Annotated in this window: 22 protein-coding genes and 1 pseudogene; 9 read left to right on the top strand and 14 right to left on the bottom strand. The window is 72.6% G+C overall.

Going from position 1 to position 26,491, the window contains the following annotated elements:
- Positions 1 to 18: 18 nt before the first annotated feature.
- Positions 19 to 567: pseudogene (locus tag ACWBNA_RS17090) on the top strand (ATP-grasp domain-containing protein); the annotation flags it as partial.
- 69 nt (positions 568 to 636) lie between these two features.
- On the opposite strand, the gene ACWBNA_RS17085 reads toward ACWBNA_RS17090, so the two are convergent.
- From ACWBNA_RS17085 to pgfA, 10 genes are all read right to left on the bottom strand, one after another.
- Positions 637 to 1,245, bottom strand: a complete 609-nt coding sequence (locus ACWBNA_RS17085; protein WP_482705195.1) for a hypothetical protein — start codon at positions 1,243 to 1,245, stop codon at positions 637 to 639.
- Positions 1,246 to 1,324: 79 nt separating this feature from the next.
- Positions 1,325 to 2,209, bottom strand: coding sequence for an FkbM family methyltransferase (locus tag ACWBNA_RS17080; protein WP_482705194.1), 885 nt, complete (start codon positions 2,207 to 2,209; stop codon positions 1,325 to 1,327).
- Entirely contained in the window at positions 2,206 to 2,430 is a 225-nt protein-coding gene (locus tag ACWBNA_RS17075; protein ID WP_482705193.1) for a Trm112 family protein, read from the bottom strand. Before ACWBNA_RS17075 ends, ACWBNA_RS17080 begins: the two co-directional genes overlap by 4 nt.
- The gene (locus ACWBNA_RS17070; RefSeq protein ID WP_482705318.1) at positions 2,427 to 3,332 is read right to left on the bottom strand and encodes a hypothetical protein; all 906 of its coding nucleotides are present in this window, start codon (positions 3,330 to 3,332) and stop codon (positions 2,427 to 2,429) included. Before ACWBNA_RS17070 ends, ACWBNA_RS17075 begins: the two co-directional genes overlap by 4 nt.
- 23 nt (positions 3,333 to 3,355) lie before the next feature.
- Positions 3,356 to 4,087: a class I SAM-dependent methyltransferase gene (locus ACWBNA_RS17065; protein WP_482705192.1), complete on the bottom strand. Its 732-nt coding sequence runs from the start codon at positions 4,085 to 4,087 to the stop codon at positions 3,356 to 3,358.
- Positions 4,084 to 5,493 (bottom strand): condensation protein, encoded by a 1,410-nt coding sequence (locus tag ACWBNA_RS17060; protein WP_482705191.1) that lies wholly within the window; start codon positions 5,491 to 5,493, stop codon positions 4,084 to 4,086. The genes ACWBNA_RS17065 and ACWBNA_RS17060 overlap by 4 nt, the downstream gene beginning before the upstream one ends.
- Positions 5,490 to 9,695, bottom strand: a complete 4,206-nt coding sequence (locus ACWBNA_RS17055) for a DUF3367 domain-containing protein (protein ID WP_482705316.1) — start codon at positions 9,693 to 9,695, stop codon at positions 5,490 to 5,492. Before ACWBNA_RS17055 ends, ACWBNA_RS17060 begins: the two co-directional genes overlap by 4 nt.
- Positions 9,692 to 10,417: a class I SAM-dependent methyltransferase gene (locus tag ACWBNA_RS17050; protein ID WP_482705190.1), complete on the bottom strand. Its 726-nt coding sequence runs from the start codon at positions 10,415 to 10,417 to the stop codon at positions 9,692 to 9,694. Before ACWBNA_RS17050 ends, ACWBNA_RS17055 begins: the two co-directional genes overlap by 4 nt.
- Positions 10,418 to 10,497: 80 nt before the next feature.
- Entirely contained in the window at positions 10,498 to 11,649 is a 1,152-nt protein-coding gene (locus tag ACWBNA_RS17045) for a glycosyltransferase family 4 protein (RefSeq protein ID WP_482705189.1), read from the bottom strand.
- Positions 11,650 to 11,846: 197 nt separating this feature from the next.
- On the bottom strand, positions 11,847 to 12,833 hold the full coding sequence (gene pgfA, locus ACWBNA_RS17040) for a cell envelope lipid trafficking protein PgfA (RefSeq protein WP_482705188.1): 987 nt from the start codon (positions 12,831 to 12,833) through the stop codon (positions 11,847 to 11,849).
- Positions 12,834 to 13,202: 369 nt separating this feature from the next.
- Here pgfA and ACWBNA_RS17035 point away from each other — a divergent pair, with 369 nt between their 5' ends.
- The 3 genes from ACWBNA_RS17035 to ACWBNA_RS17025 all read left to right on the top strand — a co-directional run bounded on the left by ACWBNA_RS17035 (position 13,203) and on the right by ACWBNA_RS17025 (position 14,889).
- Positions 13,203 to 13,355, top strand: a complete 153-nt coding sequence (locus tag ACWBNA_RS17035; RefSeq protein WP_482705187.1) for a hypothetical protein — start codon at positions 13,203 to 13,205, stop codon at positions 13,353 to 13,355.
- A 3-nt stretch (positions 13,356 to 13,358) separates the two neighbouring features.
- Positions 13,359 to 14,606: a PucR family transcriptional regulator gene (locus tag ACWBNA_RS17030; protein WP_482705186.1), complete on the top strand. Its 1,248-nt coding sequence runs from the start codon at positions 13,359 to 13,361 to the stop codon at positions 14,604 to 14,606.
- Between the two features lie 64 nt (positions 14,607 to 14,670).
- The gene (locus tag ACWBNA_RS17025; RefSeq protein ID WP_482705185.1) at positions 14,671 to 14,889 is read left to right on the top strand and encodes a dehydrogenase; all 219 of its coding nucleotides are present in this window, start codon (positions 14,671 to 14,673) and stop codon (positions 14,887 to 14,889) included.
- Between the two features lie 81 nt (positions 14,890 to 14,970).
- On the opposite strand, the gene ACWBNA_RS17020 is transcribed toward ACWBNA_RS17025, so the two are convergent.
- The gene (locus ACWBNA_RS17020) at positions 14,971 to 16,857 is read right to left on the bottom strand and encodes a glycine-rich protein (RefSeq protein WP_482705184.1); all 1,887 of its coding nucleotides are present in this window, start codon (positions 16,855 to 16,857) and stop codon (positions 14,971 to 14,973) included.
- A gap of 210 nt (positions 16,858 to 17,067) precedes the next feature.
- Between ACWBNA_RS17020 and ACWBNA_RS17015 the strand changes: the two genes are divergently transcribed.
- Positions 17,068 to 17,841, top strand: a complete 774-nt coding sequence (locus tag ACWBNA_RS17015; RefSeq protein ID WP_482705183.1) for an IclR family transcriptional regulator — start codon at positions 17,068 to 17,070, stop codon at positions 17,839 to 17,841.
- Positions 17,838 to 18,686 (top strand): SMP-30/gluconolactonase/LRE family protein, encoded by an 849-nt coding sequence (locus ACWBNA_RS17010; protein ID WP_482705182.1) that lies wholly within the window; start codon positions 17,838 to 17,840, stop codon positions 18,684 to 18,686. The genes ACWBNA_RS17015 and ACWBNA_RS17010 overlap by 4 nt, the downstream gene beginning before the upstream one ends.
- A 1,095-nt stretch (positions 18,687 to 19,781) precedes the next feature.
- Here the strand turns inward: ACWBNA_RS17010 and ACWBNA_RS17005 are convergent.
- The 3 genes from ACWBNA_RS17005 to ACWBNA_RS16995 form a co-directional block, all read right to left on the bottom strand.
- Positions 19,782 to 21,191: an NAD(P)/FAD-dependent oxidoreductase gene (locus ACWBNA_RS17005; protein WP_482705181.1), complete on the bottom strand. Its 1,410-nt coding sequence runs from the start codon at positions 21,189 to 21,191 to the stop codon at positions 19,782 to 19,784.
- Positions 21,184 to 22,386: an MAB_1171c family putative transporter gene (locus tag ACWBNA_RS17000; RefSeq protein WP_482705315.1), complete on the bottom strand. Its 1,203-nt coding sequence runs from the start codon at positions 22,384 to 22,386 to the stop codon at positions 21,184 to 21,186. The genes ACWBNA_RS17005 and ACWBNA_RS17000 overlap by 8 nt, the downstream gene beginning before the upstream one ends.
- Before the next feature lie 83 nt (positions 22,387 to 22,469).
- Positions 22,470 to 23,078, bottom strand: coding sequence for a toxin-antitoxin system, toxin component family protein (locus ACWBNA_RS16995; protein WP_482705180.1), 609 nt, complete (start codon positions 23,076 to 23,078; stop codon positions 22,470 to 22,472).
- Between the two features lie 250 nt (positions 23,079 to 23,328).
- Between ACWBNA_RS16995 and ACWBNA_RS16990 the strand changes: the two genes are divergently transcribed.
- The 3 genes from ACWBNA_RS16990 to ACWBNA_RS16980 are packed head-to-tail and all read left to right on the top strand — an operon-like array spanning position 23,329 to position 26,491.
- Positions 23,329 to 24,693 (top strand): extracellular solute-binding protein, encoded by a 1,365-nt coding sequence (locus ACWBNA_RS16990; RefSeq protein ID WP_482705179.1) that lies wholly within the window; start codon positions 23,329 to 23,331, stop codon positions 24,691 to 24,693.
- The gene (locus ACWBNA_RS16985) at positions 24,690 to 25,637 is read left to right on the top strand and encodes a carbohydrate ABC transporter permease (RefSeq protein ID WP_482705178.1); all 948 of its coding nucleotides are present in this window, start codon (positions 24,690 to 24,692) and stop codon (positions 25,635 to 25,637) included. The genes ACWBNA_RS16990 and ACWBNA_RS16985 overlap by 4 nt, the downstream gene beginning before the upstream one ends.
- Positions 25,634 to 26,491: a carbohydrate ABC transporter permease gene (locus ACWBNA_RS16980; protein WP_482705177.1), complete on the top strand. Its 858-nt coding sequence runs from the start codon at positions 25,634 to 25,636 to the stop codon at positions 26,489 to 26,491. Before ACWBNA_RS16985 ends, ACWBNA_RS16980 begins: the two co-directional genes overlap by 4 nt.

Genomic DNA, 26,491 nt, shown 5'->3' with positions numbered 1-26,491 from the left:
GACCCGGCGACCCGGCGACCCGGCGACCCGGCGACCCGGCGACCCGGCGACCTGCCCGACGACCGCGAGTACGTCGTCAAGCCCACCTCCGGCGCGGGCGCCCGGTACGCCGCCCGCTACACGCCCGAGCAGCACGAGACGGCCGTACGGCACCTCGCGCGCATGCACGGGGAGGGGCTCACGGTGATGGTGCAGCCGTACATGCGGAGCATCGACATGGCCGGCGAACGGGCGCTGCAGTTCTACGGCGCCCGTTTCCTGCACGCCGGCCGCAAGCGGGCCGTCCTCGCTCCCGGCACCGCCTTCGACGCGGACAAGGTCGCCCACCCGGGCCTGGAGCCCTGGACCCCGACCCCGGCCGAACTCTCGGTCGCCGAGCGGGCTCTGGCCGCCGTACCGGACGCCGAGGAACTGCTGTACGCCCGCGTCGACCTGGTGGACGGGGACGACGGGCAGCCGCGGCTGATGGAGCTGGAGCTGGAGCTGGTCGAGCCGAACCTGTTCCTGTTCCTGCATCCGGACTCGGTGCCCGCCGTCGTGGCGGCGATCCTGGCGGCGGCTCGCTGATCAGGCCGGGACGTCGTCCCCGGTGGCCGGGGCCGCGGCCGGTCGGTGGTCGAGCACGGCCGGCGTGGCCTAACCGCCGTCGTCGGCCCGGTCGTCGACCGCCACCCGCTGCAGCAGCCCCCAGGTGAACTCGGCGGCACACTCCCACCGCACGCCCTCACCGTCCGGAGCGGTGAAGGCCAGTCCCCACCGCGTCGGCGCCGTTCCCTGGAGGGGGCGGGCCGGGGCGAAGGCGCGGGCCGCCTCGTCGACCGTGCAGGACCAGGGGGTGAGGTCATCGAGGGTCCGCAGCGAAGGTCCCCCGGCGCCGGGGGCGCGGATCAGCCACTCGTTCCAGACGGTGCCGTTCGGGGCGAGGAGCACCTCGAAGCGGAGGTCGGGCCAGAGCGGGAGCGGCCACAGGCGGGCCTCGCACTCGAGGTCGCCGATCCTACGGGTGAGGACCGACTCGGGTTCGCCGAGGACCGAGCGGTAGCGGGAGGCGGCGGACCGGGACCGCGGCGAGCGGACCATCGCCTGCCAGCGCCGGTTGGCCTCCCGCATGTCCGTGATCGAGACGCCCAGCTCGTGCCGGGCACTCTCCACCAGGTCGGGATTGTGGTCGGACATGCGGCGCAGCAGCACCAGCTGGAAGTCGAGACGGGTGAAGGGACTGGCCGGGGGCTTTCCGGAGGGCATGCGCACCATCGTCCCCCACTCGTCTCCCCGACGCCTTCGCCTCCGGGTGCCTCAGCCGGTGTCGAGGGGGCGACCGTGGTCAGCTCTTCGGGCCTCCGCGCTCCCTCGATCCCGGCTTCGCCCGACCGGGGGGACCCTCATGCTCCCTCGACACCGACGCGCCCTCCGGCTCCGCCCTCCGGGGTCCCGGACGCCGGCCGTCCGGCAGGAACAGCACCGAGTTCACGTACCGCGGCCGCTTGCGGAACGGCAGGACGCGGCGCAGCAGGCCGTGGGCGACGACGTACGAGGCCACCGACTGGTGGGCCTCCAGCGGGAAGCCGGCCAGCGGCACCCAGTTGTCGCGGGGCAGCACCCAGCCCTCGTAGCCGAGCATGGACAGATACGTCACCACCGGCGCGATCGGCTGGATCCGGGACTCCAGCTCGATGAAGAGGGCCGGCCGGTCGCGCGCCAGCAGGCCCGTCGCCCCGCGCAGCACGGCCAGCTCGCTCCCGTCCACGTCGACCTTGATGAAGCCGACGTCGCGCAGCGCCAGCTCGTCGAGCGTGATGCAGGGAACGTCCAGCGCCCGGCCGTGGATGTCCCGGCGGACCAGCGACGACACCCCCCGGTCGCCCGCGTCGTCCGGCGGCAGCCACAGCCGGGCCGTGCCCGGGCGGTCCGCGGCGGCGGCCTGGATCACCCGGACGTTCGCCGGGGCCGCCGAGGTCAGCAGCCGCGCCAGATGCGGGACCGGCTCGACGGTCACCACCCGGCGCGCCCGGGTGGACAGGCGTCGCGTCCAGGGGCCGTACCAGCCGCCGACGTCCACGGCCGTGCCGCAGTCCTGCGGGCACAGGTCGGGCAGCCGCGCCAACTCCGGTTCGAACCGGGGGTAGACGGCTCTGGCGGCGGCGGCGACCAGGCGGGTGGGGAGGTGGGGGGCCACGCGGGCCGCCCAGGTGCGTGCGGGGCCCGTCATGGAGCCATCCGTTTCAGTAGGCCGTCGTGCTCGTCGTCCGAGACCTGTTCCCCGGAGGACGGCAGCAGTTGGGGGATGCCGTCGACGATCGGATACCGCCGCTGCAGGCGCGGGTTGTAGAGGAGCTCGCTCTGGTCCGGTCCGTCCGGCGGGACGAGGTGCAGCGGCCCCTTGTCGAGCGGGCACGCGAGGATCTTCAGCAGGGGGTCGTCGGGATTCACGGGGGTGTCAACTCCTTGGCACCGAGGGAGGGTTGGGACGCCTGGTCGTGCTTCGGCATGCTCAGCAGGACGCCGACGGCGAGCACGATGCCCGAAAGGCGCAGCGCGAGCCTGACCGGGTCGTGCGGCAGCGCCTCGCCGAACGAGAGCGTGCCGAGCACCGCCGTGAACAGGCAGGTCACGGTCGTGCACACGGGAACGATCAGCGAGGCCCGGCAGCGTTGCAGCGCCGCCTGCGACATGACGAGACCGAACGCGCCGGTGAAGAGCAGGAGATACGGATACGGGGACCGGAGCACGCCGAGCACGGCCCCGCCCAGACCGCTCGCCGTGAGGTAGCTCGACATGCCCTTGATCGCGAGCGAGCTGACGCCGTACAGCAGGCCCACCGCCACCCCGTACTCCACGCCCGTCGTCGGTGCGCGGTGGCGGTGCCGGGTGCGGCGCTCGGCGGAGTTGTACAGCCACACGCCCGCCGCCAGCGACGGCACGCACACCAGCAGGATCAGCGGGTAGGGCGCCTCCTGGCTCACCGTGTCGGAGCTCTCGTTCAGCGACAGGACGACCATCAGCAGCGCGGCGAGGATCGCGCCCAGCGCGTACCGTTCGCGGCCGGTGGTCTCCTCGCCGAGGAGCCGGGCGGACAGCAGCACGAGCAGCACCAGGCCGGAGACGAAGATGCCCTGGGCGGCGGCGATCGGCAGGGTGCGGTACACGGCGAGCTGCGCGCCGAATCCGGCGGCGAGCGACAGCGACCCCCCGATCCACAGCGGGCTGCGCAGCACGAGGGCGAGCAGCCGGGCCGGCTGCCGGATGCTGATCTCGGGCAGGGCGGCCAACGCCCTTTTCTCCAGGACGAATCCGGTGCTGTAGAGGACGTTCGCCAGCAGCGCCGCGGCCACTCCCCACCACATCGCCGGCCCCCCTACGTCTTTCGCGCGTGCAGCAGCAGGATCGACGCGAGGGACGGTCTGGCACAGGCCAGCCGGTCCAGCGGCCGCAGCGGGCGCGGTACGCCGTGGAAGGGGGCGCCTTCGAGCCGTACGACCTCGAAACCGGACGCGCCGACGAACTCCCGCAGCGCGCGGGCCGTGTACAGCCGCAGGTGTCCGACGACCTCCCGGCCGGGCCGGCCGTGAATGCCCCGCAGGCTCACCTCGGAGAACACGGGCTGGACGCCGGCCAGCAGCAGGGCGCGGTTGTACCAGGCCGCCAGGTTCGGCGTGGACAGCATGAGGTGGCCCCCCGGGCGCAGGACGCGGCGGATCTCGTCGAGCGCGGCGTCCGGGTCGACGAGGTGCTCGATCACCTCGCTGAACAGCACGGCGTCGGCCGAGCCGGTACCGAACGGAAGCCCGCTGCCGCTGAGTTCGCCGCGGACGGCGTACGTCAGGTGCGCACGGGCGCGTTTCAGGGCGTCCTGGGACCAGTCGACGCCGACGATGCGGTGGCCCGGGAGGAGGGGGGCGGCGGTGGCGGCCGCGGTGCCGTCGCCGCAGCCGATGTCGAGGATCGTCCGGGCCGTCCTCCCGGTGCCGAGGGCGGATGCCAGCATGCGGGCCTGGCGCAGCGAACGAGGGGTTCCGGAGGCGACCGGGACGGCCGGATCCTCGTAGAAGTCCCGCAGGTCTTTGGGGAGTTGCGCGGTAGAGGTCATGTGCCGGCCTCCGTGGTGTGCAGGTAGTGCTCGAACAGGTCCCGCAGGTGGGCTCCGTCGCCGTGCCCGAGCAGGGACCGCGACCAGCGCAGGGCGAGATGGAGACGGCCCGCGGTGGACGCGGTGGTGACGGTGAGCCCGCGGGGCATCCGGGCCGGCGCGGAGAACCACACGGCGTGCGCCCGGCCGGCCTCCTCGCCGAAGTCCAGCGGGTAGGGGATCCGTCCGATGTTGCTGAGGAGCGTCGTCGACGTCCAGGGCGCGGCGGCCCTGCGCAGGCCCCGGGTGAGCGCGGCCCGCCACGCCACCGGGGTGACCGGGGCGGTCAGGAGGGAGGCGCCGTGGCCCAGCTGGGGGCGGGGGAGGGACTTGAGGGCACGGGTACGGGTGGCCGTGCGGCGCAGCAGGTCGGGCATCGGGGGATGGTCCAACTCCTCCGGCGCGAAGGGCACTTCGACGAGTCGGGTGCCGTTGCCGATGGGCATGGTCGTGTCGCGGGGGCGGTCGTCCACGGGCATGGTGATGCGCAGCGGGCGGGGCCGGACACCGTGTTCCCTGTTCCAGTGGGCGATGGTGAGCGCCGTGGTGACCATCAGCTGGTCGTTCACGGTGTACGGGGAGCCCTTGGGGCGGTGCGGCAGGGCCAGCTCGGTGACCAGAAGGCCGTTGCCGGGGGAGGGTTCGGGGGCGCCGGGGGCCACGCGGGCGGGTTTGGCCCAGTTGGAGGGGGTGGCTTCGGGGGGCAGCGGGGACTCGGGGGCACGTTGGGGCGGGGCCGCGGGCGCGTTGTCCTTGCCGCCGTACAGCTCCGCGGCGGTGGCGAGTACGCGAAGACAGGCGGGGCCGTCGAGGGCGGTGTGGTTGATGGTGAGGAACAGGACGGTGCCTTTCGAGGGCCCCCAGCCGCTGTGGGCGGTTTGGGCTGCTTGCCCGCGCGGGCGGGGTGCCGCTCTCCGTGGGTCGGGAGCCGCCGCAGCGGCACGACTGCCCGCAGCTGCGCCAACTCCATCCGTAGCCTCGCTCCCCTCGACGGGCCCCGCCCCCTCCACCACCTCCAACCGCACCGGCGGCGACGCCGACAGCGGCGGGGCCTCCACCAGCGCCCGCGTCCGCGCGTCCCGCAACGCGTCCCTTCCCGGCGCCGGAAAGCTCACCACCTCCACGTCCGGCTCGGCGGTCAGTTCCCACTCGTAGCGGCGTCGGTACCACCGCCCCGCCGCCTCCCGCATGAGGATGCGCGGATGCCGGTGCAGCGCCTCCGTGAAGGCCTTGCGCAGGCGCGCCGGGTCCAGATGCCCCGGCAGGTGCACCTCGATGTGGACCGTCTCAGGCTCCTCCTCCTGGAGACAGTGCCGGGCCACCTCGTCCACCACCGGGAACGGGATGCGCAGCGGTGTGCTGGTCATGCGGGTTCGTCCCTCCCCTTGTCCGCCTCGACCGGCGGCAGAGGCCGCGTCGGTGCCTCGGACGCCACAGGTGTCCCGGTCCGCTCCCGGACGCTCACCAGGCCCGCGAACAGTCCGATCAACGCCAGCAGTTGGGCCGCGTGCCCGAACGCCCCCTCCTGCGCGCCGACCGGCTGCCCGGAGCCCACCGCCGCCGCGATCCCCGCACCCGCGAGGGCTACGAAGGCGATCGGTACGAGGAGCGAGTGCCGTCGGTACGCGAGGAGTGCCAGGGCCGGGACCAGCAGGGCGAACCACCCGGCGATCACCGCGCCCACCAGTGTGAGCGCCACCGTGCCGAGCCACAGGCCGGGCGCCGGCGGGAGCGGCTGCGGGGCGTCCGGGTTGGGGGCGTTCCGCCGCCACAGCACCAGGCCCAGCAGGGCGACCAGTGCCACCCCGCTGCCGATCAGCCCGGCGTCGTAGGTCGTCGAGGGCTCGTACGACAGCTTCACCGTGCCGCCGGCTCCCGCCGGGATCCGCCATCCCTGCTGCCAGCCGTCCAGCCGCACCGTCGACAGTTCCTTGCCGTTCAGGGTGGCCTTCCAGCCGTCGTTGTAGTTCTCGTACGTCGTGAGGTAGGAGGCCGCGCCCGAGCCGACGGTGACCGCGCGCTGGTCGCCCAGCCAGTCCCGTATCCGCAGATCACGTGCGATCGAGGTGGGCTCCGTGACCGTGCCGCGGGTCAGTGTCACGTCGGTCAGGGTGAGCGGTCCGGCGTCACCGGCCTCGACCCGGTGGGAGCCAGCTGTCAGCTCCAACTCGCTGTCGCCGCGCCCCGACTGGCAGAGCGTCACGTCGACGGCCCGCCGCTCGGTCAGGTCCCGTACCGCTCCCTTCACGCTCGTCGGGTACAGCTTCCCGTCCACCGCCAGCACCGGCCCCGACCCGCACGGCAGCGAGAAGCCGCGGGTGGCCTTCGGCTGGGGGGTGCGGTAGCGGTCGAGGGCCGGGATGTACGCCTCGGTGAGGCCGACCGGCAGTTGCAGGTCCTCGTCGGCGACCGGGTTGTGCAGGGTCATCGGGGCCGTCTTGGTGATGGTGATGTCGAGACGGTCCGTGGTGATCGCCGGGAAGCGGACCCAGCCGTTGTCGTCGACCCCGGCGATCACCGCGCCGTCGGGGGAACTGATGTCGACCTCGGTGGGCCGGGTGGACAGGCCGCCCGCGGCGGGCAGGACGATCTCTCCGACCGGCTGCTTGTCGGGCCAGCGCAGATGGATGGTGGGCCGGTCGCCCGCGATCCACGCCGTCGTCAGGTCGCCGTCGGTGAGGTTCCGGGCCGACAGGCCCGCGCCGAGAGCGGCCGTGGAGTCGGCGGTCGCGGTGATGCGGCCGGCCTGGTCGGGCGCGATCTCGTACAGCATCCGGTCGAGTGCCTCACCGGTGACCGGGACCGCGCTCGCCTTCACCTCGTACGTCCCCGCCGTCTTCGTGGAGAAGCGCCGGTGCAGGCCCGCCTCCGTGCCCGTCGGGGAGAACCCGGCCGGGTCGGCGGTGCGGTGCAGGGAGACGACCTCGGCGGAGGCGGCCGCGGTCTCGGCGTTCCCGGCGTCGGTGGGCAGCCGGAGCATTCGGGTCACCTGGACGTCCGGCAGGTCGATCTCGGCGAAGCCCGCGCCCGCGAGCCCGGCCCGCCGGGCCACCGATTCGGTGATCGTCAGTTTCATCCAACCCGTCGCGCCCGCGGGCGCCTTGACGCGCTGCGTCGAGCCGTCCGGCCGCAGGAAGCTGCTCACCGAGCCCTTCTCCGTCTCCACCCGCACCCGCGTCGGCGCCGAGCGCACGCTCTCCTGCGGCAACGGCGTGACCTTGAAGGAGGACGGCATGTCGAACTCGTTCTCAGAGAAGGCGATCCGCAGCCACTGGCCGTTCGGGGAGCCCGCCACACCCTCCGTCCACGCGGTGTCCGGGTTGCCGTCGAAGGCGTTCACCGGGTCGAACTGCGGCAGGTGGAAGAGCCAGTTGCCGTAGGAGGAGGCCGTGACCGCGCGGGCGCCGCGCAGTTCGGCCACCGTCTGGTGGTCCTGGCCGGTGACCGGCAGGATCTGGTGCGGCTTCTCGCCGGCGTCCTGGGCGGCGCCGGACGCGTTGTGCTCGTCGCGGGTGTACGTGTACGAGGTGTTCGCGTTGACCAGTCCGAAGCGCGTGTCCGCGCGGCGCAGCCCGTCGCCGACCACCTGGAGCGGCGGGGTGCCGAGCCCGGGGTGGTTGTCGCCGGTCAGGACGGTCGCCCTGCCCCGCAGCCCGGCCGCCAGCGGCAGCAGCGCCTCGGGTCCGCCGGAGACCACCGCCGTGTCGGCGACCGGAGCCAGCCCGGCCTGCCCGGGCCGCCGCACGTCCTCGCTCGCGGGACGGTAGATCTCCACCGCCCGCTGCCTCGGGTACAGCCCTTCGATCTGGAGCGGGGTGTCGGGCTGGATCTCGCCGCCCGTCATGAGCGGGCCGAGACCCGTCACCCGCTCGTAGCCGGACTGCTCCAGGGTCCGCTTCACCGTCGAGGTCGGCACGTTGCCGATCTGGTCGGGATCGAGGTCGTTGCGGACGACGACGTAGTAGACCCCGGCACGGCTCAAGTAGTCGGCCAGTCCCGGCACTTCACCCCCTGTCAGCAGCGCCTCCTCCACCGCGTCCATGGCGCGCCGGTTGCCGGGGGTGCCGAAGGGGACGTAGTCGCGCTGCGCCCAGCGGGACTCGGCGAGCACGTCGAGGGGCTGGTCGATGGGGGAGCCCCAGGTGTAGATGCCGTGCGCGGTGGCCGGGACGACCAGGGCGCGCGAGTCGGGGGAGTACTTCTCCAGCCAGTCGGCCGTGGACTGCCAGTACTTGGGGAGCTCCTGGAAGGAACCCGGGTTCAGGATCGAGCCGTTGAGATACGGCCACATCAGCCCGGGCAGGATCAGCACCGCCGCGATCAGCGGGGCGAACCGGCGGCCCCGCACCTCGCGGGCGCCGCGCTGCTCGGTGGCGACGCCCACCAGGTGGGCGAGGCCCAGCACCAGGGCGAGGGCCAGGCCCACCTGGAACTTGTAGATGTTGCGGAAGGGCGCGAGGCCGCTGTTCAGCCAGTCCTGCACGGCGCCGTGGAAGGGCGCGCCGAACGCGCCGCCGTATCCGGCGAGCAGCACCAGTGCGGCCGTCAGCACGGTCAGGACCAGCCAGCGCCGCTCCGGCATGTCCCGGCGGGCCAGTCCCGCGAGACCCAGTCCGGCGGCGAACGCCGAACACAGGATCACGACCACCGAGGACGCCACCGTCCAGCCGGCCGGCAGCCAGGACTCCACCAGGTGCAGATAGGCGACCCAGTTGCCGGCGCCGCGCAGCGCCTCGGTCGCCGACATGGTGTCCGTCGTGGTCTGCGAACTCTCCACGTACGGAAGGAAGTTCTCGCCGTAGGTACCGAGCAGGAGGAGCGGGATCCACCACCAGGCCGTCGCCAGGATCACACCCGGCACCCACCAGGCGATCAGCTTGCGCTGCCTCGGCCCCGGCGGGCGGGAGAGCAGGTAGAGACCGGCCGGGAGCAGGGCGGCCAGGGTCGAGGCCGCGTTGACGCCGCCCATGAACGGGACGATCAGCGCCGAGCGCAGGGCGGCGACGCGAGCGGTGTAGCGCTCGTCGGCGAGCGGCAGCAGGACCCAGGGCAGGAACGCGCCGGGCAGCGCGGCGGCCGACGTGGAGCCGACGACGATCGTGAACACCGGCCACAGCGCGTACGCCACCGCCGCCAGCAGGCGGGACGTTCCGTTGCCGACGCGCAGCCGCTCGGCCAGCCGCAGCGCACCCCAGAAGGCCACCGACACGACCAGCGACAGCCACAGCCGTTCGATCAGCCACACCGGCAGCTGCACGGCGTGGCCCAGCCAGTAGAACGGCAGCATCGGCCACACATAGCCGACGTACTGGTCCGCTATCCCGCCGAAGGAGCCCTGGTCGTGCCACAACTGGCCGAGGTCCGCGAGGAACCGGCCCGGGTCGGTGGTGACGCCGAGCTTGGTGTCGAAGGTCTGGCGGCCCGGACGGACCGCCAGGAACAACACGAACACCACGGCCCAGAACCCCAGCAGCCAGCGCCGTGACCTCGGGCCCTCCGGGGGGCCCGACATGATCGCGGTGGTGGGGACCGCTGCCGGAGGAGGGGCCTGGACCGTGGACGTCGTCATGGTGGACACCGCCGGAGGATGAGGAGGAGGTTCCAGGTGGCGACCTCGCGGATCCCGGGCACTTTGACCACGGTCTTCGCGAGGAAGGGCCAGTAGCGGGAGCGCGCCGAGACGACCGTGACGTCGTCGCGGGCGCGCACCTGCCGCAGGGTCGGGCCGATGTGCACGGCGAACAGGTTCTCGCCGAGGGTGTGCTTGGCGGCCTTTCCGGTACGGCGCCGGTAGCGGGCGCGGGCCCGCTCGGCACCCAGGTAGTGCCAGGGCGCCCACTCGTGACCGCCCCACGGGGACAGCCAGTTGGTGAACGACACGTAGATCAGCCCGTCGGGCCGGGTCACCCGCACCAGCTCACTGATGAAGGTCTGCGGATCGGCCACGTGCTCGAGGACGTTGGAGGAAAAAGTGACGTCCGCGGCCCCGTCGGACAGCGGCAGCAGATACCCGTCGGCGATCACGGTGCCCTCGGGCGGCTTCTCGCCCAGCTCCCGTACGTCCGGCTCGAAGAGGTGGGCCTGGGCGCCGCGGCGCCGGAACTCGGCGGTGAAGTGGCCGCTGCCACCGCCGACGTCCACGACCGTGCGCCCGGCGACCGGCCCGTCGTATGCCTCCACCTGGTCGACGGCGTCCCGGGCGAGCAGCGAGTAGCAGGCTTCCGGGTCGTCCTGCTCGCGCAGGAAGGCCCGGAAGAGGGCGAGGGAGCGCCGGAAGGAGGGGTCCTTCATGTTCCGGCGCGGGGAACTGCGAGACCGGCCACGCAAGGCGGACACCCGCGAGACGGCCTTTCCGCCACGGCGAATAGGCGTCACGGCACCCAACCCCGCACCGCCTCGGCGGCCACGGCCCGGAACTGCCTCACCGTCCGGTCCCAGCGGTACTGTGCCGCCCTGTCGCGTGCCGCCTTTCCCATCAGCTCCCGGCGGTGACCCGACAGCGCCAACGTGCACCAGGCCGCCGCGAAGGACGACTCGCCGTGGGCGAGGACGCCCGTCTCGCCGTCCACGACCGAGTCACGCAGGCCGGGCACGTCGAAGGCGATCGACGGGGTCTGCCGGGCGGCGGCCTCGGTGACCACCAGGCCCCACCCCTCCACCGCGGAGGGGTGCAGCAGCAGCCACGCCTCGCACAGCAGCCGGTGCTTCTCGGCTTCGGAGACATGCCCGGTGAACTCCACACCGGGACCGGCGAGTTGCTCCAGACGCTCCCGCTCGGGCCCGTCGCCGACGATCAGGAGCCGGCCGCCGGTGACCGGCCGCACCCGCTCCCACAGCCGCAGCAACAGATCGATCCGTTTGTACTCGACGAGCCGGCCCACCGCGACGAACAGCGGCTCGGGGGAACGGCCGGCCCGTGGGCCTGGTTCCTCCACACCGTTGTGCACGACCCGGATGCGGTCGCGTTCCACGCCGATCGCGCGCAGGGCGTGGGCCGTCGACGGGGAGACGGCGACCAGCAGGTTCCGCTGCTGCGCGCCGGCCAGCGCCCAGTGTTCGAGTCTTCGGCCGAGGCGCGCGGCCGGGGCCAGCGGCCCCCCGAACCGCATCTTCCACAGGTCGGTGTGGACGTGGTTGACCAGGCACAGGGTGGGGCCCTGGTGCCAGAGGGGTGCCAGGTACGGCATGCCGTTGCAGACCTCGACCAGCAGGTCGCAGTCGCCGATCTGACGGGTGAAGGCAGAGCGGGCGCGCAGGTAGTGGCCGAACTCGCCGCCGGCCGACACGACCCGGTAGTCACGGTACGAGGCGGGCCCTCCGCACAGCAGGGTCACCTGGTGGCCGAGCCGGGTCAGGCCGTCGGCGAGTCGGTCGACCAGCAGCTCGGAGCCGCCGGCGGCCGGGTTGTCCAGATCTCGATGGGCGAGGAACACGATTCGGCGCGGAGGTGGGGGGAGCGCCGAAGGGTGCTGCGACGCCCGGGGGACCGGGGCGCGCAGGGAGGATGGCACGTGCTGGGGCATGGGTGCTCCAACTCGTCTCAGGGTGCGGAACTCAGCGTGGGGGAAGAGGGTTTTCGGTCTGTGGGGGAACTGGGTGCTTCTTGCGAGGTGGGTGTGGACGGCCTGTGTTCGGGTGGGGTGGACAGTTTTCGCCCCGCCGTTCGACACGGCTACTCACGCAAGTGACAATTTCCGGCTTTATTAGAGCTGACGTCACGTCACATCGTGACCGGAACCCTGGACGTATCGGGTGTGTCGGTGGATTCGGGACGCCTGCGTCCGCGTACCACCAAAACGCCCCCCACGGCCGCCAAGACGAATCCGGCCACAGCCGCCCCGACCGGCAACGTCGTGCCCACCGCGTGCAGTTGGCCGCTGTCCCGCTCGGCCTGCCGCACCGCCTCCTTCTGCGTCGCGGTGGTGAACGCGATGTTCCGGCTGTCCAGCAGCACCACCGCGTCCTTGTCCGCGCCGGGTGCCCGCAGTGTGCGCTTCGGGCCCGTCCGCGCGTAGATCACCCGGCCGGTGGCCTGGTCGACGACCAGCTCGACGCCGTGGTTGGAGTACCACTCCTCGGCCAGCACCTGCGGCCGCTGGGGCTGGTCGACGATGCCGCCCGGCACCAGCCGGGAGCCGACCTTGGACGGCGGGACCGTGCCGGTGAACCGGTAACCCGTGTACCCCTGGACCTTCTCGGTACCCCGGTAGTGCAACGTGACCGTCGAGCCCAGGGAGTTGTCCCACCAGCGATAAGAGCGCTTCTGCACGTCGAACGGGAACTTCAGATAGGCCTCGCCCTCGATGTACGGGGTCTCCCGGCAGCAGTGCACCGGCTTCGTGGTCTTGCGGTCCATCACCCAGCGGTGCGGGATGAACTCCAGCGCGTCGTGCGGATCGGCGGCCGGCAGCGATTTGTCCGTGTCGACCGTGGTCGTCACGTCCCAGACGGCGTTGCCGCTGCGTTCGCTGTCCGCGACGTTGGCGCGCACCCGCTGGGTCACGGTGATCCGCTGGTCGGGGACGGTCTCGACACGCTCGGTGTCGAAGACGCTGCCCGTACCGCGGTAGACGGCGGTGGTGTCGATGTCGATGGGATTGACGGCGGCCCGCGGCTCCACGTACCAGGCCAACAAGGGCGCCAGTACCAGCAGAAACGTGCCAATTCCCAGCAGAATCAAAGAGAAGGGTGAGGCTGTACGGCGCATCCGGGCACTCCTGGGGCGTGGGATGACGGAGTTCGGGCCGCTCTGGGCCCTGTCGTCACGCTCCCGTCGTCCGCCGGAGGGCGGGCCCCGCGGGGTCTGGTGCGTGCAGCTGCAAGGCGGAGGAGGCTGATACGTCAGCCGCTGCCGCGGCGGGCGGCGCGGAGCGTCGGCGACCGACGACAACGCCGCAGCTGCGCGTGCCAGGCGCCGTGGGGCAGACGGGAGCGTGACAACAGGGCCCTTGGGCCGGGAACCGTAGGCGCCCCTTGACGGAGTGTCAATGTCTTGTCGACACTGGGGCCTGACAGACAGGGTGGGACACCGGGGTGGGACCTCCGGATCGAGCCGGACAGAGAGGCTGACCCTGCGATGTCCAGACTGCTTGCCGCCGCACTCACCGTGGCGCTCGGCGCCGCCCTTGCCGTGGGCGCGGCACTCGGCGTCGTCGCACTGCTCGAAGCGACGCCCGACCAGCCCAACACTCCCATGATCACGTACGAGCAAGCGGGTCAGGGGAGTTGACTCGTGACGCCTCGCCCGGCAAGCGTCACCACCCGCTCGGCCTGGCACGACGTGCCGCGCCTCCAGGTCCGCCGGTTCGCCGCCATCGCCATGGCGGAGGCGCCCGAACTAGCCGAGGAGATCCTGCGCGAGATCCGCAGCGAGTACCCGCACCTGCCCGAGGTCCTCGACGAGTCCGGCGAACCGATGGCCCTCATCGGCATCCGCCGCGCCATCGAGGTCTTCGTCCAGCACCTGGAGCACTCCGACCAGGAGGGCCGCCCGACCGTACCGCCCGGCGTCTTCCAGGAGTTCGGCCGCGGCGAGGGCCTCGGCGGGCGCAGCCTCGACTCGCTCCAGGCGATCTACCGCATGGGCGTACGGCTGGCCTGGCGCCGTTTCGCCGACATCGGCCAGCGGGTGGAGATCCCGCCGCCGGCGATGTACGAGTTGGTGGACGCGGGCTATCAGTACCTCGACGGCCTCGTCGACCAGTCCGTACGCGGCTACGCGGAGGCGGCCGCCCGCCAGGCCGGCGAGCGGCTGCGCCTGCAGCGCCGGCTGATGGAACTGCTCCTGGCCGAATACCACCGCGGCGACCCCGCCGACGCCCTCACCGAACGCGCCGCCCGCATCGGCTGGCCGCTGCCCGAGAAGGTCGCCGTGGGGGTCCTGCTGCGCCCGGCGCGGGAGGCGGTCGCGCCCGCGGTCGGTCAGGGCGTGCTGCTCGACATGGAGTACGAGCAGCCCCGCATGGTCGTCCCGGAGCCCGACGCCGCCGGCCGCCCGGAACTCCTGCACCGGGCCCTGACCGGATGGGCGGGCGCGATCGGCCCGCCGGTCCCCCTCGCCGACGCGGCGAAGTCGCTGCGCTGGGCCGAGGCGGCGGTGAGCCTGATGGAACGCGGTCTGCTGCCGGTCGGCGAGGTCCTGTACTGCACCGAGCACACCGAGGCCCTCGTCCTGCTCCAGCCCGAGGAACTCATCGACGACCTCGCCCTGCGCTGCCTCGCCCCGCTGACCCACTGCGGGCCGACCCACGGCCGACGACTCGCCGAGACGTTACTGGCGTGGCTGGAGACGAGGGGCGGGGCGCCGGAAGTGGCGGCGCGGCTCGGGGTCCATCCGCAGACGGTGCGGTACCGGCTCCGGCAGATCCGCGAGCTGTGGGGCGCCGAGATCGACGACCCCGACCGCCGCTTCGAACTGGAACTGGTCCTGCGGGCCCAGCGGTTGCGGGGGACGTTGGGGGAGGCGCGGCGGCGGGGGTGAGGGGACGGGGCCGGAGGGACGTGCGGTCGGCGGCGGGTGCGGTGGCCCGGATACGCTGCGCCGCATGGTCGCCGAGCTCGGCCTCACCGATGCCGCCACACCCGCCTGCCTCGACTGCGGTCGGGCACTGGCCGCCGGTGCCCTGGTTCTGGTTCGACGTGCGGACGACGGCCGCCGGGTCTGCCGGACGGTCCTTCGCTGTGCCGCGCGGCACACCTGGTGGCAGTGGACAGACCGACCGGACGCCGGGCTGGAGCGCTGCCCGTATCCGCAGCTGTTCTGAAGCCCTACCGAAACGACGCCCGGGGCGCGGGGCGTGTCGTACGCCCCGCACCCCGGTCAGGGGATCACCCTCGTCGGCCGGTCACGCCCGGTTCTGGAACCGGGTGCGCAGCCGCGGCGAGAAGCGCACCGCCGCCACGCCCAGGGCGGCGAGGAGAGCGGCGACGCCCGCGATCAGGCCGATGCCGCCCGCACCGGTGCTGGCCAGACCACCGCCGCCGGTGGTCTGCGTCGAGTTGTCGTTGCCGGAACCCGCGGTCGAGCCGTCGTCGTCACCGGTGCCGCCCGTGACGCCGTCGGCGGAGCCGGACGGGCTGGGCGACGGCGAGGCCGAGGCCGACGGGTCGGTCTCGGCCTTCTCGACGACCTCGACGGTGAAGGTCGCGGACGCGCCGCCGCTGCCGACCGTCGCGGTGACCGTGTACGTGCCGAGTTCCGTGCCGGCGACCAGCTCGCGCGACGTGGCCTTGCCCTCGGCGTCGGCCGTCGCCTGGACGCCGTCGGCCTTGCCCTCGAACTTGGGGCCGTTCCAGCTGGTGCCCTGGACGAGGTAGTTCACCTTCGCGCCGACGGCCGGCTTGCCGTCGTCGGTCACCAGGACCTGGAGCGCCTCGGCGAAGGGCTCGCCGGGCTCGGCCTGCTGCTTGTCACCGGCGGCGACCTTCACCTCGTTGGCCAGGTCCTTGATGTGCACGGTGAACGTCGTGGAGAGGCCGCCCGGCGCCGTCGCCCGGACGGTGAAGTCGCCCTTCTTGCCGCCGGCGTAGATGGTCGGCGTCTCCACGCGGCCCTGGGCGTCGCTCGCCAGCACGATGGACGTGGCGTTGTCACGCACGCCGAAGATCAGGCCCAGCTTCTGGGGGTCGTCGATCGCGAACTTCACCGAGACGCCCTCGACCGGCTTGCCGTCCTTGTCCCGGACCACCGCGGCCATCGGCGGGACCTCGTAATACGGCTCGACGGACTGCTCCGCGGGGGTGGCCGGGCTCAGCTCGGCGGGCGCGACGGCACCCTTCCACTGGATCACCACGCGGCCGTTGCCGCCGATGAGGTTGGCGCCACCCTCGGCGACCCCCTCGGTCTCCGGCTCCGACGGTCCCGACCAGAACGGGTCGTCCTTCGCGGGCGCCGCGTTGCGAACACCGCCCAACACCCGCGCGTCGGTCACCCGGTCCGGGTTCGCGTAGCTGGTGCCGCCTCCGCCGCTGCCGCTGCCGTCGCCCCTCGGGTCGTCCGTGCCCGCGCCACCGCCGCCGCCCGCGTAACCGGCACCGCCGCCGCCACCGCCGGAGCTGCCCTTGCCGCCGGCACCGCCGCGGCCTCCCGCGGTGGCGTCGGCCCCCGCGGCGCCGTTGCCGGTCGCCGCGCCACCGGTGTTCTTGTCGGCGCCCTTGCCGCCGAAGGACGACTCGGAGCCGTCCTGGCCCTTCTCGCCGCCCGCGGCGCCGCCGGAACCGTAGCCCATCGAGATGCCGCCGGCGCCGCCTCCGCCGCCGGCGATCACCAGCGCGTCGCCGCCGCTGGTGCGGATGGCGCTGCTGTTGCCGCCGGGCTCGGCCCAGCCGCCCCCGCCGGCGCCGCCCCGCGCGTCGCCGAACGCCTTGCCGACGTAGTACCCGCCGACCGCGACGGACAGCGTCTCGCCGGGCGTGACCTTCAGCGAGCCCGCGGCGTATCCGCCCGCGCCGCCGGTCGCCATGTTGCTGCCCCAGCCGCCCTGCCCCCAGGCCCGCACGTCCAGCGAGTTCACGCCGGACGGGACCTGGAAGCTCTCCTTGTCGCCGGTGAAGTCGTACAGTCGGCAGCCCGTGAAGCCCGCCGTCGGCACGCACGCCGAGCCGGCCACCGCTGAGGCGGCGGTCGCGGTGGGCGCCGAGGCCCAGCCGCCCGCGCTCAGTGTGACTAAGGCCAGGACAGCGGCGCCGCGTCTGAGTCGGACACGGCGCGGGCCGGCGGAATCGCGAATCATCAACCACTCCAAAGCTCGGGAACTGGCTCCCCCCACGGGAGTTCCACAGGTATGACCGTTCGGTGGAGGAATGGTTGTACGGATGAGGCGGAAGTGACCTGGCGCGCCCATTGCCCGGGCATACCTCTATGACTAGCCTGTGTTCGTCATGCCGATCGTCTGTTGAAATCTCGAACACAGACGCCTGAGTAACAAGGGAGGGGGCCGGTCGTGGGACGCCTGGTACCTGCGGTGACCCGAGCTCTCGACATTCTCGAGCTCTTTCTCGACGGGGACGGAACACTCTCCGCCCCCGACATAGTGCGCCGACTGCAGCTGCCGCGCACCACCGTCCACGAGCTGGTCACCACGCTCGCCGCCCGGTCGTACATCGTCCAGGTGCCGGGACAGCCGGGACGCTACCGGCTCGGCGTACGGCCGTACCAGCTGGGCAGCCGGTACGCCGAGCAGCTCGACCTGGCCGCCGAGGGCCAGCAGGTGGCCCGGACGGTCGCCGAGACCTGCGACGAGACCGTGCACGTGGCCATCCTGGAGGGCACCGACGTCATCTACATCGCCAAGGTGGACTCCACGCACGCCGTGCGCATGGTCTCCGCGGCGGGCCGGCGGCTGCCCGCCCACTGCACCTCCGTCGGGAAGATGCTGCTGGCCTCCCTCCCCGAGCACGAGCTCTCGGCGCGCGTCCCGGAAGACGCCGATCTGGTCGCGATGACGCCCAACAGCATCACCCGGCCGGACGCCCTGCGCGAGGCCCTTGCCGAGATCCGGCAGCGCGGGATCGCCGTGGAGCGCCGCGAGTCCAACCCGGACGTCTCCTGTGTGGCGGCGCCGGTGCAGGACCGCACCGGCCGGGTCGTCGCCGCGCTGTCCATCTCGGTGCCGATGATCCGCTGGAGCGACGAGCGCCGTGTCGAGCTGGAGCAGCTCGCCGCGAAGGGCGCCGCCGAACTGTCCGAGCGGCTCGGCCACCGGAGGATGCCGTGACCTACGCGTACGAGGTGGCCGTCCGGGCGGAGGCGACCCTCGGCGAGGGCCCGACGTGGGACGCCGCGGCCGGCCGGCTCCTCTGGATCGACATACTGGGCTCGCGGGTCAACACCTACGACCCGGTCTCCGGCCGCCGTACCTCCCGCACCACCGAACAGCACGTGGGCGCGGCCAAGCCGCGCGCGGGCGGCGGGTTCGTCCTCAACCTCCGGGACGGCGTCGGCCTCCTGGACCCCGACGACACCTTCCGCTGGCTGCGCCACGAGCCCGTCCCCGGCCGCCGCGCCAACGACGCCGCCGTCGCGTCCGACGGCTCCCTGTGGGCCGGCACCATGCGCTACGACGAGGCGCCCGGCGGCGGCACGCTGTCCCGGATCACCGGCGACGGCACGGCAGACGTCGTCCTCGACGACGTGGCGGTGAGCAACGGCACGGGCTGGAGCCCCGACGGCCGGCTGATGTACTACATCGACTCACCGACCCGCCGCGTCGACGTCTTCGACTTCGCCGACGGACGCCCCCTGAACCGGCGCCCGCTGGTGGAGATCGAGGAGGGCGCCGGCTTCCCCGACGGCCTCACGGTCGACGCCGACGGCTGCGTGTGGGTGGCGCTGTGGGACGGCGGGGCGGTACGCCGCTACACGCCGGGCGGCGAACTGGACCACGTCATCGACCTGCCCACGCCCCGCGTGACGGCCTGCGCCTTCGGCGGCGCCGACCTGACCGACCTGTACATCACGACAGCCCGCGTGGGCCTGTCCACACCGCACCCGACGGCAGGCTCCCTGCTGGTGGTCCCCGGCGCGGGGAAGGGCCTGCCACAACCGGCCTTCGAGGGCTGACACCCCGCACGCGCCGGCGGCCGACCCACACAGCCCGGCGCTGAGGGGTGCCACCCCGGCTGGGGCGGCAGGCGCCCCCACGCCTGAACGGCACGCGGTTCGACGGGTGTCCCGCCCGCCACGCGCGCGGCTTGATGGCATGGGCCGTCCGCCGCCGCAGTGGCAGATGGCATGCGGCTCGACGGTCGTCACGCCGGCCCCACCCGGTGCTGGGGCCTCACCGGCGGCCGAGCGGCCTGCGGTTTGGCCGGCGTCTCGCCAGGCTGGCCCGCGGGTGGCCTCTGCGGTGCGGGGCGCCCCGGCGGCTGAGCGGTGCGCGGTTTTGACGGCATGGGCCGTCCGCCAGGCCGGTGGTGGATGGCCTGCGGCTGGGCGGGCGCCGCGCCGGCCCGTCGCCAACCACGCGCGGCTTGATGGCATGCACCGTCCGCCGCCGCAGTGGCAGATGGCATGCGGCTCGACGGTCGTCACGCCGGCCCCACCCGGTGCTGGGGCCTCACCGGCGGCCGAGCGGCCTGCGGTTTGGCCGGCGTCTCGCCAGGCTGGCCCGCGGGTGGCCTCTGCGGTGCGGGGCGCCCCGGCGGCTGAGCGGTGCGCGGTTTTGACGGCATGGGCCGTCCGCCAGGCCGGTGGTGGATGGCCTGCGGCTGGGCGGGCGCCGCGCCGGCCCGTCGCCAACCACGCGCGGCTTGATGGCATGCACCGTCCGCCGCCGCAGTGGCAGATGGCATGCGGCTCGACGGTCGTCACGCCGGCCCCACCCGGTGCTGGGGCCTCACCGGCGGCCGAGCGGCCTGCGGTTTGGCCGGCGTCTCGCCAGGCTGGCCCGCGGGTGGCCTCTGCGGTGCGGGGCGCCCCGGCGGCTGAGCGGTGCGCGGTTTTGACGGCATGGGCCGTCCGCCAGGCCGGTGGTGGATGGCCTGCGGCTGGGCGGGCGCCGCGCCGGCCCGTCGCCAACCACGCGCGGCTTGATGGCATGCACCGTCCGCCGCCGCAGTGGCAGATGGCATGCGGCTCGACGGTCGTCACGCCGGCCCCACCCGGTGCTGGGGCCTCACCGGCGGCCGAGCGGACTGCGGTGTGGCTCGCCGGGTGTCATGCCAGGCCGGCTGCCTTTCGCTCCACCTCTGTCAGGGGTGGGTCGTTCAGTGCAGGTTTGAGCGGGCCCACCGCCGCGGCCAGCAGGACCGACGGAGTCAGCAGTACCGCCGCCCCCCGCTCGAGTGACGTCACGTCGGTCACCCGGCGGGCGATACGGCCGTTGCCCGTGGCCGTGTACATGAGGCGGTCGACGTAGCCGGCCAGGAGCCGGTCCCTGAGCGTGGGGCCGTTCTCCGTGGCTCCCGGATAGAACACGTCCTGGCCTATGGCGAGGTCCCAGGCCGCGCCGACGGGCCGGGTCACCGCCTTCTGGATCCGCCGGGACAGTTTCGGCGCGCCCCATCCCTGCCGCCGTATCACGTTCCGCAGGATCAGCGCGCTCTGGGCGCCGACCGCCAGGCCGTGACCGTAGAGCGGGTTGAACGCGGCGAGGGCGTCGCCGAGGACGGTGAAGTTCTCGGGCCAGACCGGCATCCGCTCGAAGAAGTGGCGGCGGTTGAGGGTCGTGCGGGTGACCGACACGTCGGTCAGCGGCTCGGCTTGCTCCAGCAGTTCGCCGATCACCGGGTGCCGCAGCTCCTCGCGGGCGAACCGCACGAAGTCGTCGGCCGTGGCGGAGGGTTCGCCGCCGCGGGTGCCGTTCAGGGTGACGATCCACCGGCCGTTCTCGATGGGCAGCAGGAAGCCCGCCCGGCCGGGGACCCCGTCCCGGAGGTCGGGCTGCACGTTGACGACCGGGTAGCCGTCCCGGGCCGGCTCCGGCGCGAGGTAGAGGCGGCTGGCGTACACCAGCCCGGAGTCGACCTCGCGCCGCTCGGCTTCGGGCAGTCCGAGGCGCGTGAGCCATCGGGAGGCCCCGGAGCCGCGGCCGGTGGCGTCGACGACCAGGCCGGCCTCGATGACCCGTTCACTCTGGCCGCGCCCGCGCCCGCGCACCCGCACCCCGGTGACCGCGGCCGCCGTGCCTTCGAGCCCCGACACCTCCGTCCCGTCGACGAGTTGGATCCGCTCGTCCGCGAGGACCCGTGCGCGGATCGTCGCGTCCAGCAGGTCCCGGCCGGCCAGGATCACGTGGTGGGACTCGGGCCAGCGCCGGAACCAGCCCTGTGAGCCGAGGACGACCATGTCCGTGGTGACCGGCGCCCGGCGCGCCCCGGCCGCCCGGAGCGCCTCGGTGGCACCCGGCAGCAGCTCCTCCACCGCCCGCACGCCGCCCGACCACAGCAGGTGGGCGTGCCGCGCCTGCGGCAGACCCTTGCGGGGCTCGGGACCTTCGGGCAGGACGTCGCGTTCGACGACGACGACCCGGTCGGCGAACTCCGCCAGTGCGCGTGCCGCGAGCATGCCCGTGTGGGAGCCCCCCAGCACGACGGCGGTTCTGGCGGGGGTGGGTGGTTCAGTCATGCGTGGACACGCTCTCTGCCGGGGTGGCGGCGCGGGTGCGCACCGCCACGAGGTCGTCGGGGCTGCGGAGGGCATCGGAGACGGCCTGGATCTCCCGCAGCAGATAGGTGGTGTCCGGTTCGGAGGGCTGCCCTTCGCAGGCGGCCTCCGACGCCCCTTCCGGGGGCCGCTCACCCGTGGCGGCGTCCACGATCGTCACGGCGGCGGCGAGGGCCTGTGCCCGGCCGCGCTCGAAGCCGAGGGCGACGGCGGCGTCGTAGGACCGGGCGCGCAGGTCCTCGTCGAGGTGCCGGGCCAGGTGGAGCAGCCCGTCGCGGATGAAGGTCTCGCGGCGGATCAGGCGCAGTTCGGCGGTGGCGCGCAACGTGAAGGGCTCGCGGCCGCCCGTCGTGGTCCGCATCAGCAGGTAGAGGGGCCGCAGGCGCCGGTGACGGTCCCGTAGGCGCCAGCGCTCTTGGAGGTACTGGCCGGCGTGCGGGACGATGAAGCCGACCGCGACCAGGGTGGCGGCGACGCAGGCGGCCGACGGCGCCACGTTGGTGGACAGCCAGTCCAGGTCGTGGCCGGTCCAGCGGGCGATCACGGCGGTGAGCTTGGCCGCGGCGAAGAACAGGTTCGTCGTGAAGCCGACACCCAGCAGTCGCAGCCCCCAGCGCAGCCAGGCGTCGAGGCCGTCGGTGCGGATCCAGTTCCAGACGAGCCGGGCCGTGACCGTGGAGGCGACCGTGTGCGCGGTCAGGTAGAGCACGATCTGCTCGCGCATGAACGGTGTGTTGGCGTAGTAGGTGTCCAGGTCCCGCAGCCGCTCCACGGGAGTGTCCGCGAGCGCGAAGAGCACCCACAGGGCGACGATCACTCCCGCGTAGACGGAGACGACCCACCGGGTGGCGCGGCGGGTGCGGTGCGCGCGGTCGGCGAGACCGTTGCGCCAGGCGATGATCAGCAGCAGCCAGGACGCGCAGAGCGTGGTGAGCAGGGAGTACACCCAGGGCGACGAGATGTTCGGGACGCCGGTGACCCGGTTGGTCCAGGCGATGGTGCCGGGGGCGGCGAACACGAACACCGCGCAGGCGAACAGCAGCAGGCCGCCGACGGCGCGCAGCAGCGGGTCCCGCCACATCTTGACGATGCTGGGCAGCTTGATCGCCAGGGCGGCGGTCAGGACCGCGGTCGGGAGCCAGAAGGAGATGTGCATCCCGCCGAGGAGCCGGGACGGGTCCAGGGCAAGGGAGGCCGGGGCGGCCACCACGTGCGGGGACACCGGTGCGAAGGCGGCGATCACCGCGCCGTACCTCCGCGTCCGCGGTAGCCCATGGACCGCTGCACGGGGTCGAGGGGCGCGCCCGGATCCCCGTCGAAGGAGAGCAGGGGCCTGAAGGCGGCGGCCAGGCGGTGGCCGAAGTCGTCGGCCTCGGACTCGTCCCGCTGCCGGGAGCCGTCACGGGCGGCCACGGTCAACGCCGCGTCCTTCCAGCCGGGCTGCTCGGCCAGGGCGTGCGCCGCCGCCGTACCGGCCACGTGGTGGTGGGTGTGCGCGGCGTTCATGTGCCACAACTCGTGCCCGAGGATGACCAGTTGCTGCATGGCCTCGGCCCGCTCCTCGACGATGACGAGGTCGAAGTCCTGGAACTCCACCCACAGGCCGGTCACTTCGATCTCGTCGGGGAACCGCTCGAAGCGCAGTTCGAGGGGGCGTCCGCCGCGGCGGGCGCTCATCTCCTCGCACAGTGCGGCGCACAACTCGCGGACGTCGGACGGGGGACGGGGTCTGGCGCGCAGGGCGGTGGCGAGATCGGCCGCGAGGCCCCGCATCGTGGCGCCGCGCCGCGAACTCCGCAGCGCCGCGGCGATCCGGGACGCAGTCCTCCGCGCGCCCGCGATGTCCATCGTTCCCCCTTCTGACCGCCGTTCGGCGGCCCGTCCGAGATTACGCGCCTGGAACTGTCCGCGTCATGTGATCCCGCGACCGTTGTTCAACAAGGAACGATCACTTTCCGAAAGCCCTACCGCCTCCTTTCGGACGGTTTTCGACCCTCCCTTTTCTGCCCGAACCATTGACGCGCAAGCGCTTCGAACCTACGGTCCCGTTCGAAGTTACGGGCACTATTCGGCATACCGAACACAGTGAAGGCAGGGTATGGGACAACCTGGCCTGAATCGCAGGCAACTCATGGCCGCGGCGGGCGGCCTGACGGTCGCGGGCAGCCTCGGTTTCGCGGCCCTCGGCACCGGCGCGGACGCACTCGCCTCCAGCGCCCGCACCCGCGTGCGCTACTGGAACCTCTTCAGCGGCGGCGACGGCGCCAACCAGGTCACCATGGTCGACGCCTTCCGCGCGGCGAACCCGGACATCGCCGTCAAGGCCTCCACGCTCACCTGGGGCGGCCCCTACTACACCAAGCTCGCCATGGCCGCCGCCGGCAACCGGGCACCGGAACTCGCCGTCATGCACCAGGGCCGCGTGCCCGGCTTCGCGCCCGGCCGCCTCCTGGACCCCTGGGACATGGACCTGCTCGCCAAGTACGGCGTCCGCGAGTCCGACTTCAACCCGGTGCTGTGGCAACGCGGCATCATCGACGGCAAGTTGTACGCCCTGCCCCTCGACATCCACGTCCAGCTGAACTTCTACCGCAAGGACGTGTGCGAGAAGGCCGGCCTCCTCGACGCCGACGGCCGGCTGCCCGCCGCCGGCTCCCCCGACGAGTGGTTCGAGATCCTCAAGGCGGCCAAGGGACGGCTGAGGAACGGTCAGCAGACCCTCGGCCTGCACGCCAACGACCAGAACTTCGCCTGGTGGTTCTTCGTCGCCTTCTACCAGCAGCTCGCCGGAACCTACTTCGACGACGACCGCACCGCCGTCACCTTCGACACCGACAAGGCCACCGAGGTCCTGGAGTTCTTCCGCAAGCACGTCACCGACGGCTATGTGAACCCCGGTGAGGCAGACGGCGAGGCGTTCATCGGGGGATCGCCCTTCACCTGGGAGGGCAACTGGTCGGTGCCGTACTTCAACGGCGAGAAGCTTCAGTACGGCGCTCAGCCGCTGCCCCCGGTCTTCGGCACCCCGGCCACCCACGCCGAGTCGCACTCCTTCGTACTGCCCCACCAGTCCGACCGCGGCGGCGCCGCCAACGAGGCCGCGCACCTGCTCGCCGCCTACATGGTCACCCACGCCACCGCCTGGGCGGCGGGCGGGCACGTCCCCGCCTACCTCCCCACCTTCAAGGACCGGGCGTACCTCGAACTCGCCCCGCAGAACGAGTACTCCAGGCCCGCCATGGACCACCCGGCCACCGAGCCCCGTGTCTGGTTCGCCGGCTCCACCGGCATCCTCGCCCAGCGCGTCGGCCCGATCATCGCCGCCTCCAACCTCGGCTCCGCCAGACCGGACACCGCGGCCCGCCGGATGAAGTCGGCCCTGGAGCGCCTGCTCGCCATGAAGAACCCGATGGACGGCCGCACCGCCGCCGAGGAGCTCACGGTCACGGGAGGCGCCGCATGAGCAGCACCACGACCACCCTCGCGTCCACGCTCCGCCCGCGCACGGCCACCGCCGCCGAGTCCGCCCGGGTGCGCTGGGGCCGCCGCCTGCAGCACGGTGGCTGGTTCGTCGCCCCGTTCCTGATCCTGTACGGCCTCTTCGTCATCGTGCCGGTCGCCCGCGGCCTCTACCTCAGCTTCACCGACGCCAACATCTCCGGCGACCACACCAGCTTCATCGGCCTCGACAACTACCGCGAGGCACTGCAGGACGACCTCGTCTGGTCGTCGCTGTGGCACAGCGTCCAGTTCACCCTGTACGTGGTCCCGGCGATCGTCGTCGTGGCCCTGCTGATGGCGTTGATCGCCCACCACACCGTCCACTTCAGGTGGTTGTGGCGGCTCTGCTTCTTCGCGCCGTTCCTGCTGCCGTCGGCCGTCGTCGGCAACCTGTGGTGGTGGCTGTTCCAGCCGGTCAACGGCATGGTCAACCACGTCCTCGGCCTCGAAACCCCCTGGCTCACCCAGAAGTCCACCGCCATGCTCGCCGTGGTCGTCGCGACCCTGTGGTGGACGGTCGGCTTCTCGTTCCTCCTCTACCTGGCGGCCCTCCAGGCCATCCCCCACCACCTCTACGAGGCCGCCGAACTGGACGGAGCGGGCGCCTTCCAGCGGCTGACCCACATCACCGTGCCCAACCTGCGCAACATCACCGGCCTGGTCCTCGCCCTGCAGATCCTCGCCTCGCTCCAGGTCTTCGACCAGGCCGTCGTGATGTACCAGTTCGGCCCGGGCCCCGAGGAGTCGACCCGCACCTTCGTCCAGTACACCCTCGAACAGGGCTTCACCAGCTACCGCGTGGGCTACGCCTCCGCGATCTCCTTCATCCTGTTCCTCATCATCGCCGTGGTCGCCCTCGGCCGGATGTGGCTGCTGCGCGACCGCGAGGAGGGAACCTCCCGATGACGACGCCGACTCCTGTCGTACGCAAGCCCCGAAGCACCTGGACGCCGGCACAGATCGCCCTGACGATCGTCGCCCTGGCCCTGTCCGCGATCTGGGTCGCCCCGCTCGTCTGGGCCCTGTCGACGTCGCTGAAGACCCCCACCGAGTCGGTGACGTCCCCGCACTGGATCCCGGACGACCTCACCTTCGAGGCCTGGAAGGGCGTCCTCGACGCGGGCAACATCCCCAACTGGTTCGTGAACTCCGTCGTCGTCTCCGTCTGTGTCACGTTCGTCGTGCTGCTCACCGCCTCGCTCGCGGCATACGGCTTCGCGCGCACCGAGTTCCGCGGCAAGCCTGCGTTGATGGCCGTCACGATGGCGGGCCTGATGTTCTCCCCGGCGATCCTCGGCGTACCGCTCTTCACCACCGTGCAGGCGCTCGGGATGGTCGACACCTACTGGGGCATGATCCTCCCGCAGTGCGCGCCGGCCGCGATGGTCTACATCCTCTACAAGTTCTTCCAGTCGCTGCCGCGCGAACTGGAGGAGGCCGCCTTCATCGACGGCGCCGGCCGCTGGCGGATCTTCTTCACCATCGTCCTGCCCCTGTCGAAGCCGTCCCTCTCGGCGGTGGGGATCTTCACCTTCATCGCCTCCTGGAACAACTTCATCTGGCCCTACATGGTGACCAACAACCCCGACCTGATGACCATGCCGAACGGCATCGCCACCGTGCAGAACGCCTTCGGCATCGTCTGGCCCCAGCTCATGGCCGGCGGCCTGCTCGCGGGTTTGCCGCTGATCGCCGTGTTCGTCTTCTTCCAGAGCCAGATCGTGCGGGGCGTGGCCCACACGGGTCTGGCGGGTCAGTAA

It is taken from the genome of Streptomyces sp. Q2, assembly GCF_056820935.1.
This window is presented reverse-complemented; position numbering and strand designations above follow the sequence as displayed.

Bases quoted from the DNA above. Each gene is read 5' to 3' on its own strand.
- ACWBNA_RS17085 (WP_482705195.1), bottom strand. From the start codon at position 1,245: ATGCCCTCCGGAAAGCCCCCGGCCAGTCCCTTCACCCGTCTCGACTTC.
- ACWBNA_RS17080 (WP_482705194.1), bottom strand. From the start codon at position 2,209: ATGACGGGCCCCGCACGCACCTGGGCGGCCCGCGTGGCCCCCCACCTC.
- ACWBNA_RS17065 (WP_482705192.1), bottom strand. From the start codon at position 4,087: ATGACCTCTACCGCGCAACTCCCCAAAGACCTGCGGGACTTCTACGAG.
- ACWBNA_RS17060 (WP_482705191.1), bottom strand. From the start codon at position 5,493: ATGACCAGCACACCGCTGCGCATCCCGTTCCCGGTGGTGGACGAGGTG.
- ACWBNA_RS17055 (WP_482705316.1), bottom strand. From the start codon at position 9,695: ATGACGACGTCCACGGTCCAGGCCCCTCCTCCGGCAGCGGTCCCCACC.
- ACWBNA_RS17050 (WP_482705190.1), bottom strand. From the start codon at position 10,417: ATGAAGGACCCCTCCTTCCGGCGCTCCCTCGCCCTCTTCCGGGCCTTC.
- ACWBNA_RS17045 (WP_482705189.1), bottom strand. From the start codon at position 11,649: ATGCCCCAGCACGTGCCATCCTCCCTGCGCGCCCCGGTCCCCCGGGCG.
- pgfA (WP_482705188.1), bottom strand. From the start codon at position 12,833: ATGCGCCGTACAGCCTCACCCTTCTCTTTGATTCTGCTGGGAATTGGC.
- ACWBNA_RS17035 (WP_482705187.1), top strand. From the start codon at position 13,203: ATGTCCAGACTGCTTGCCGCCGCACTCACCGTGGCGCTCGGCGCCGCC.
- ACWBNA_RS17025 (WP_482705185.1), top strand. From the start codon at position 14,671: ATGGTCGCCGAGCTCGGCCTCACCGATGCCGCCACACCCGCCTGCCTC.
- ACWBNA_RS17020 (WP_482705184.1), bottom strand. From the start codon at position 16,857: ATGATTCGCGATTCCGCCGGCCCGCGCCGTGTCCGACTCAGACGCGGC.
- ACWBNA_RS17005 (WP_482705181.1), bottom strand. From the start codon at position 21,191: ATGACTGAACCACCCACCCCCGCCAGAACCGCCGTCGTGCTGGGGGGC.
- ACWBNA_RS17000 (WP_482705315.1), bottom strand. From the start codon at position 22,386: ATGCACATCTCCTTCTGGCTCCCGACCGCGGTCCTGACCGCCGCCCTG.
- ACWBNA_RS16995 (WP_482705180.1), bottom strand. From the start codon at position 23,078: ATGGACATCGCGGGCGCGCGGAGGACTGCGTCCCGGATCGCCGCGGCG.
- ACWBNA_RS16990 (WP_482705179.1), top strand. From the start codon at position 23,329: ATGGGACAACCTGGCCTGAATCGCAGGCAACTCATGGCCGCGGCGGGC.
- ACWBNA_RS16985 (WP_482705178.1), top strand. From the start codon at position 24,690: ATGAGCAGCACCACGACCACCCTCGCGTCCACGCTCCGCCCGCGCACG.
- ACWBNA_RS16980 (WP_482705177.1), top strand. From the start codon at position 25,634: ATGACGACGCCGACTCCTGTCGTACGCAAGCCCCGAAGCACCTGGACG.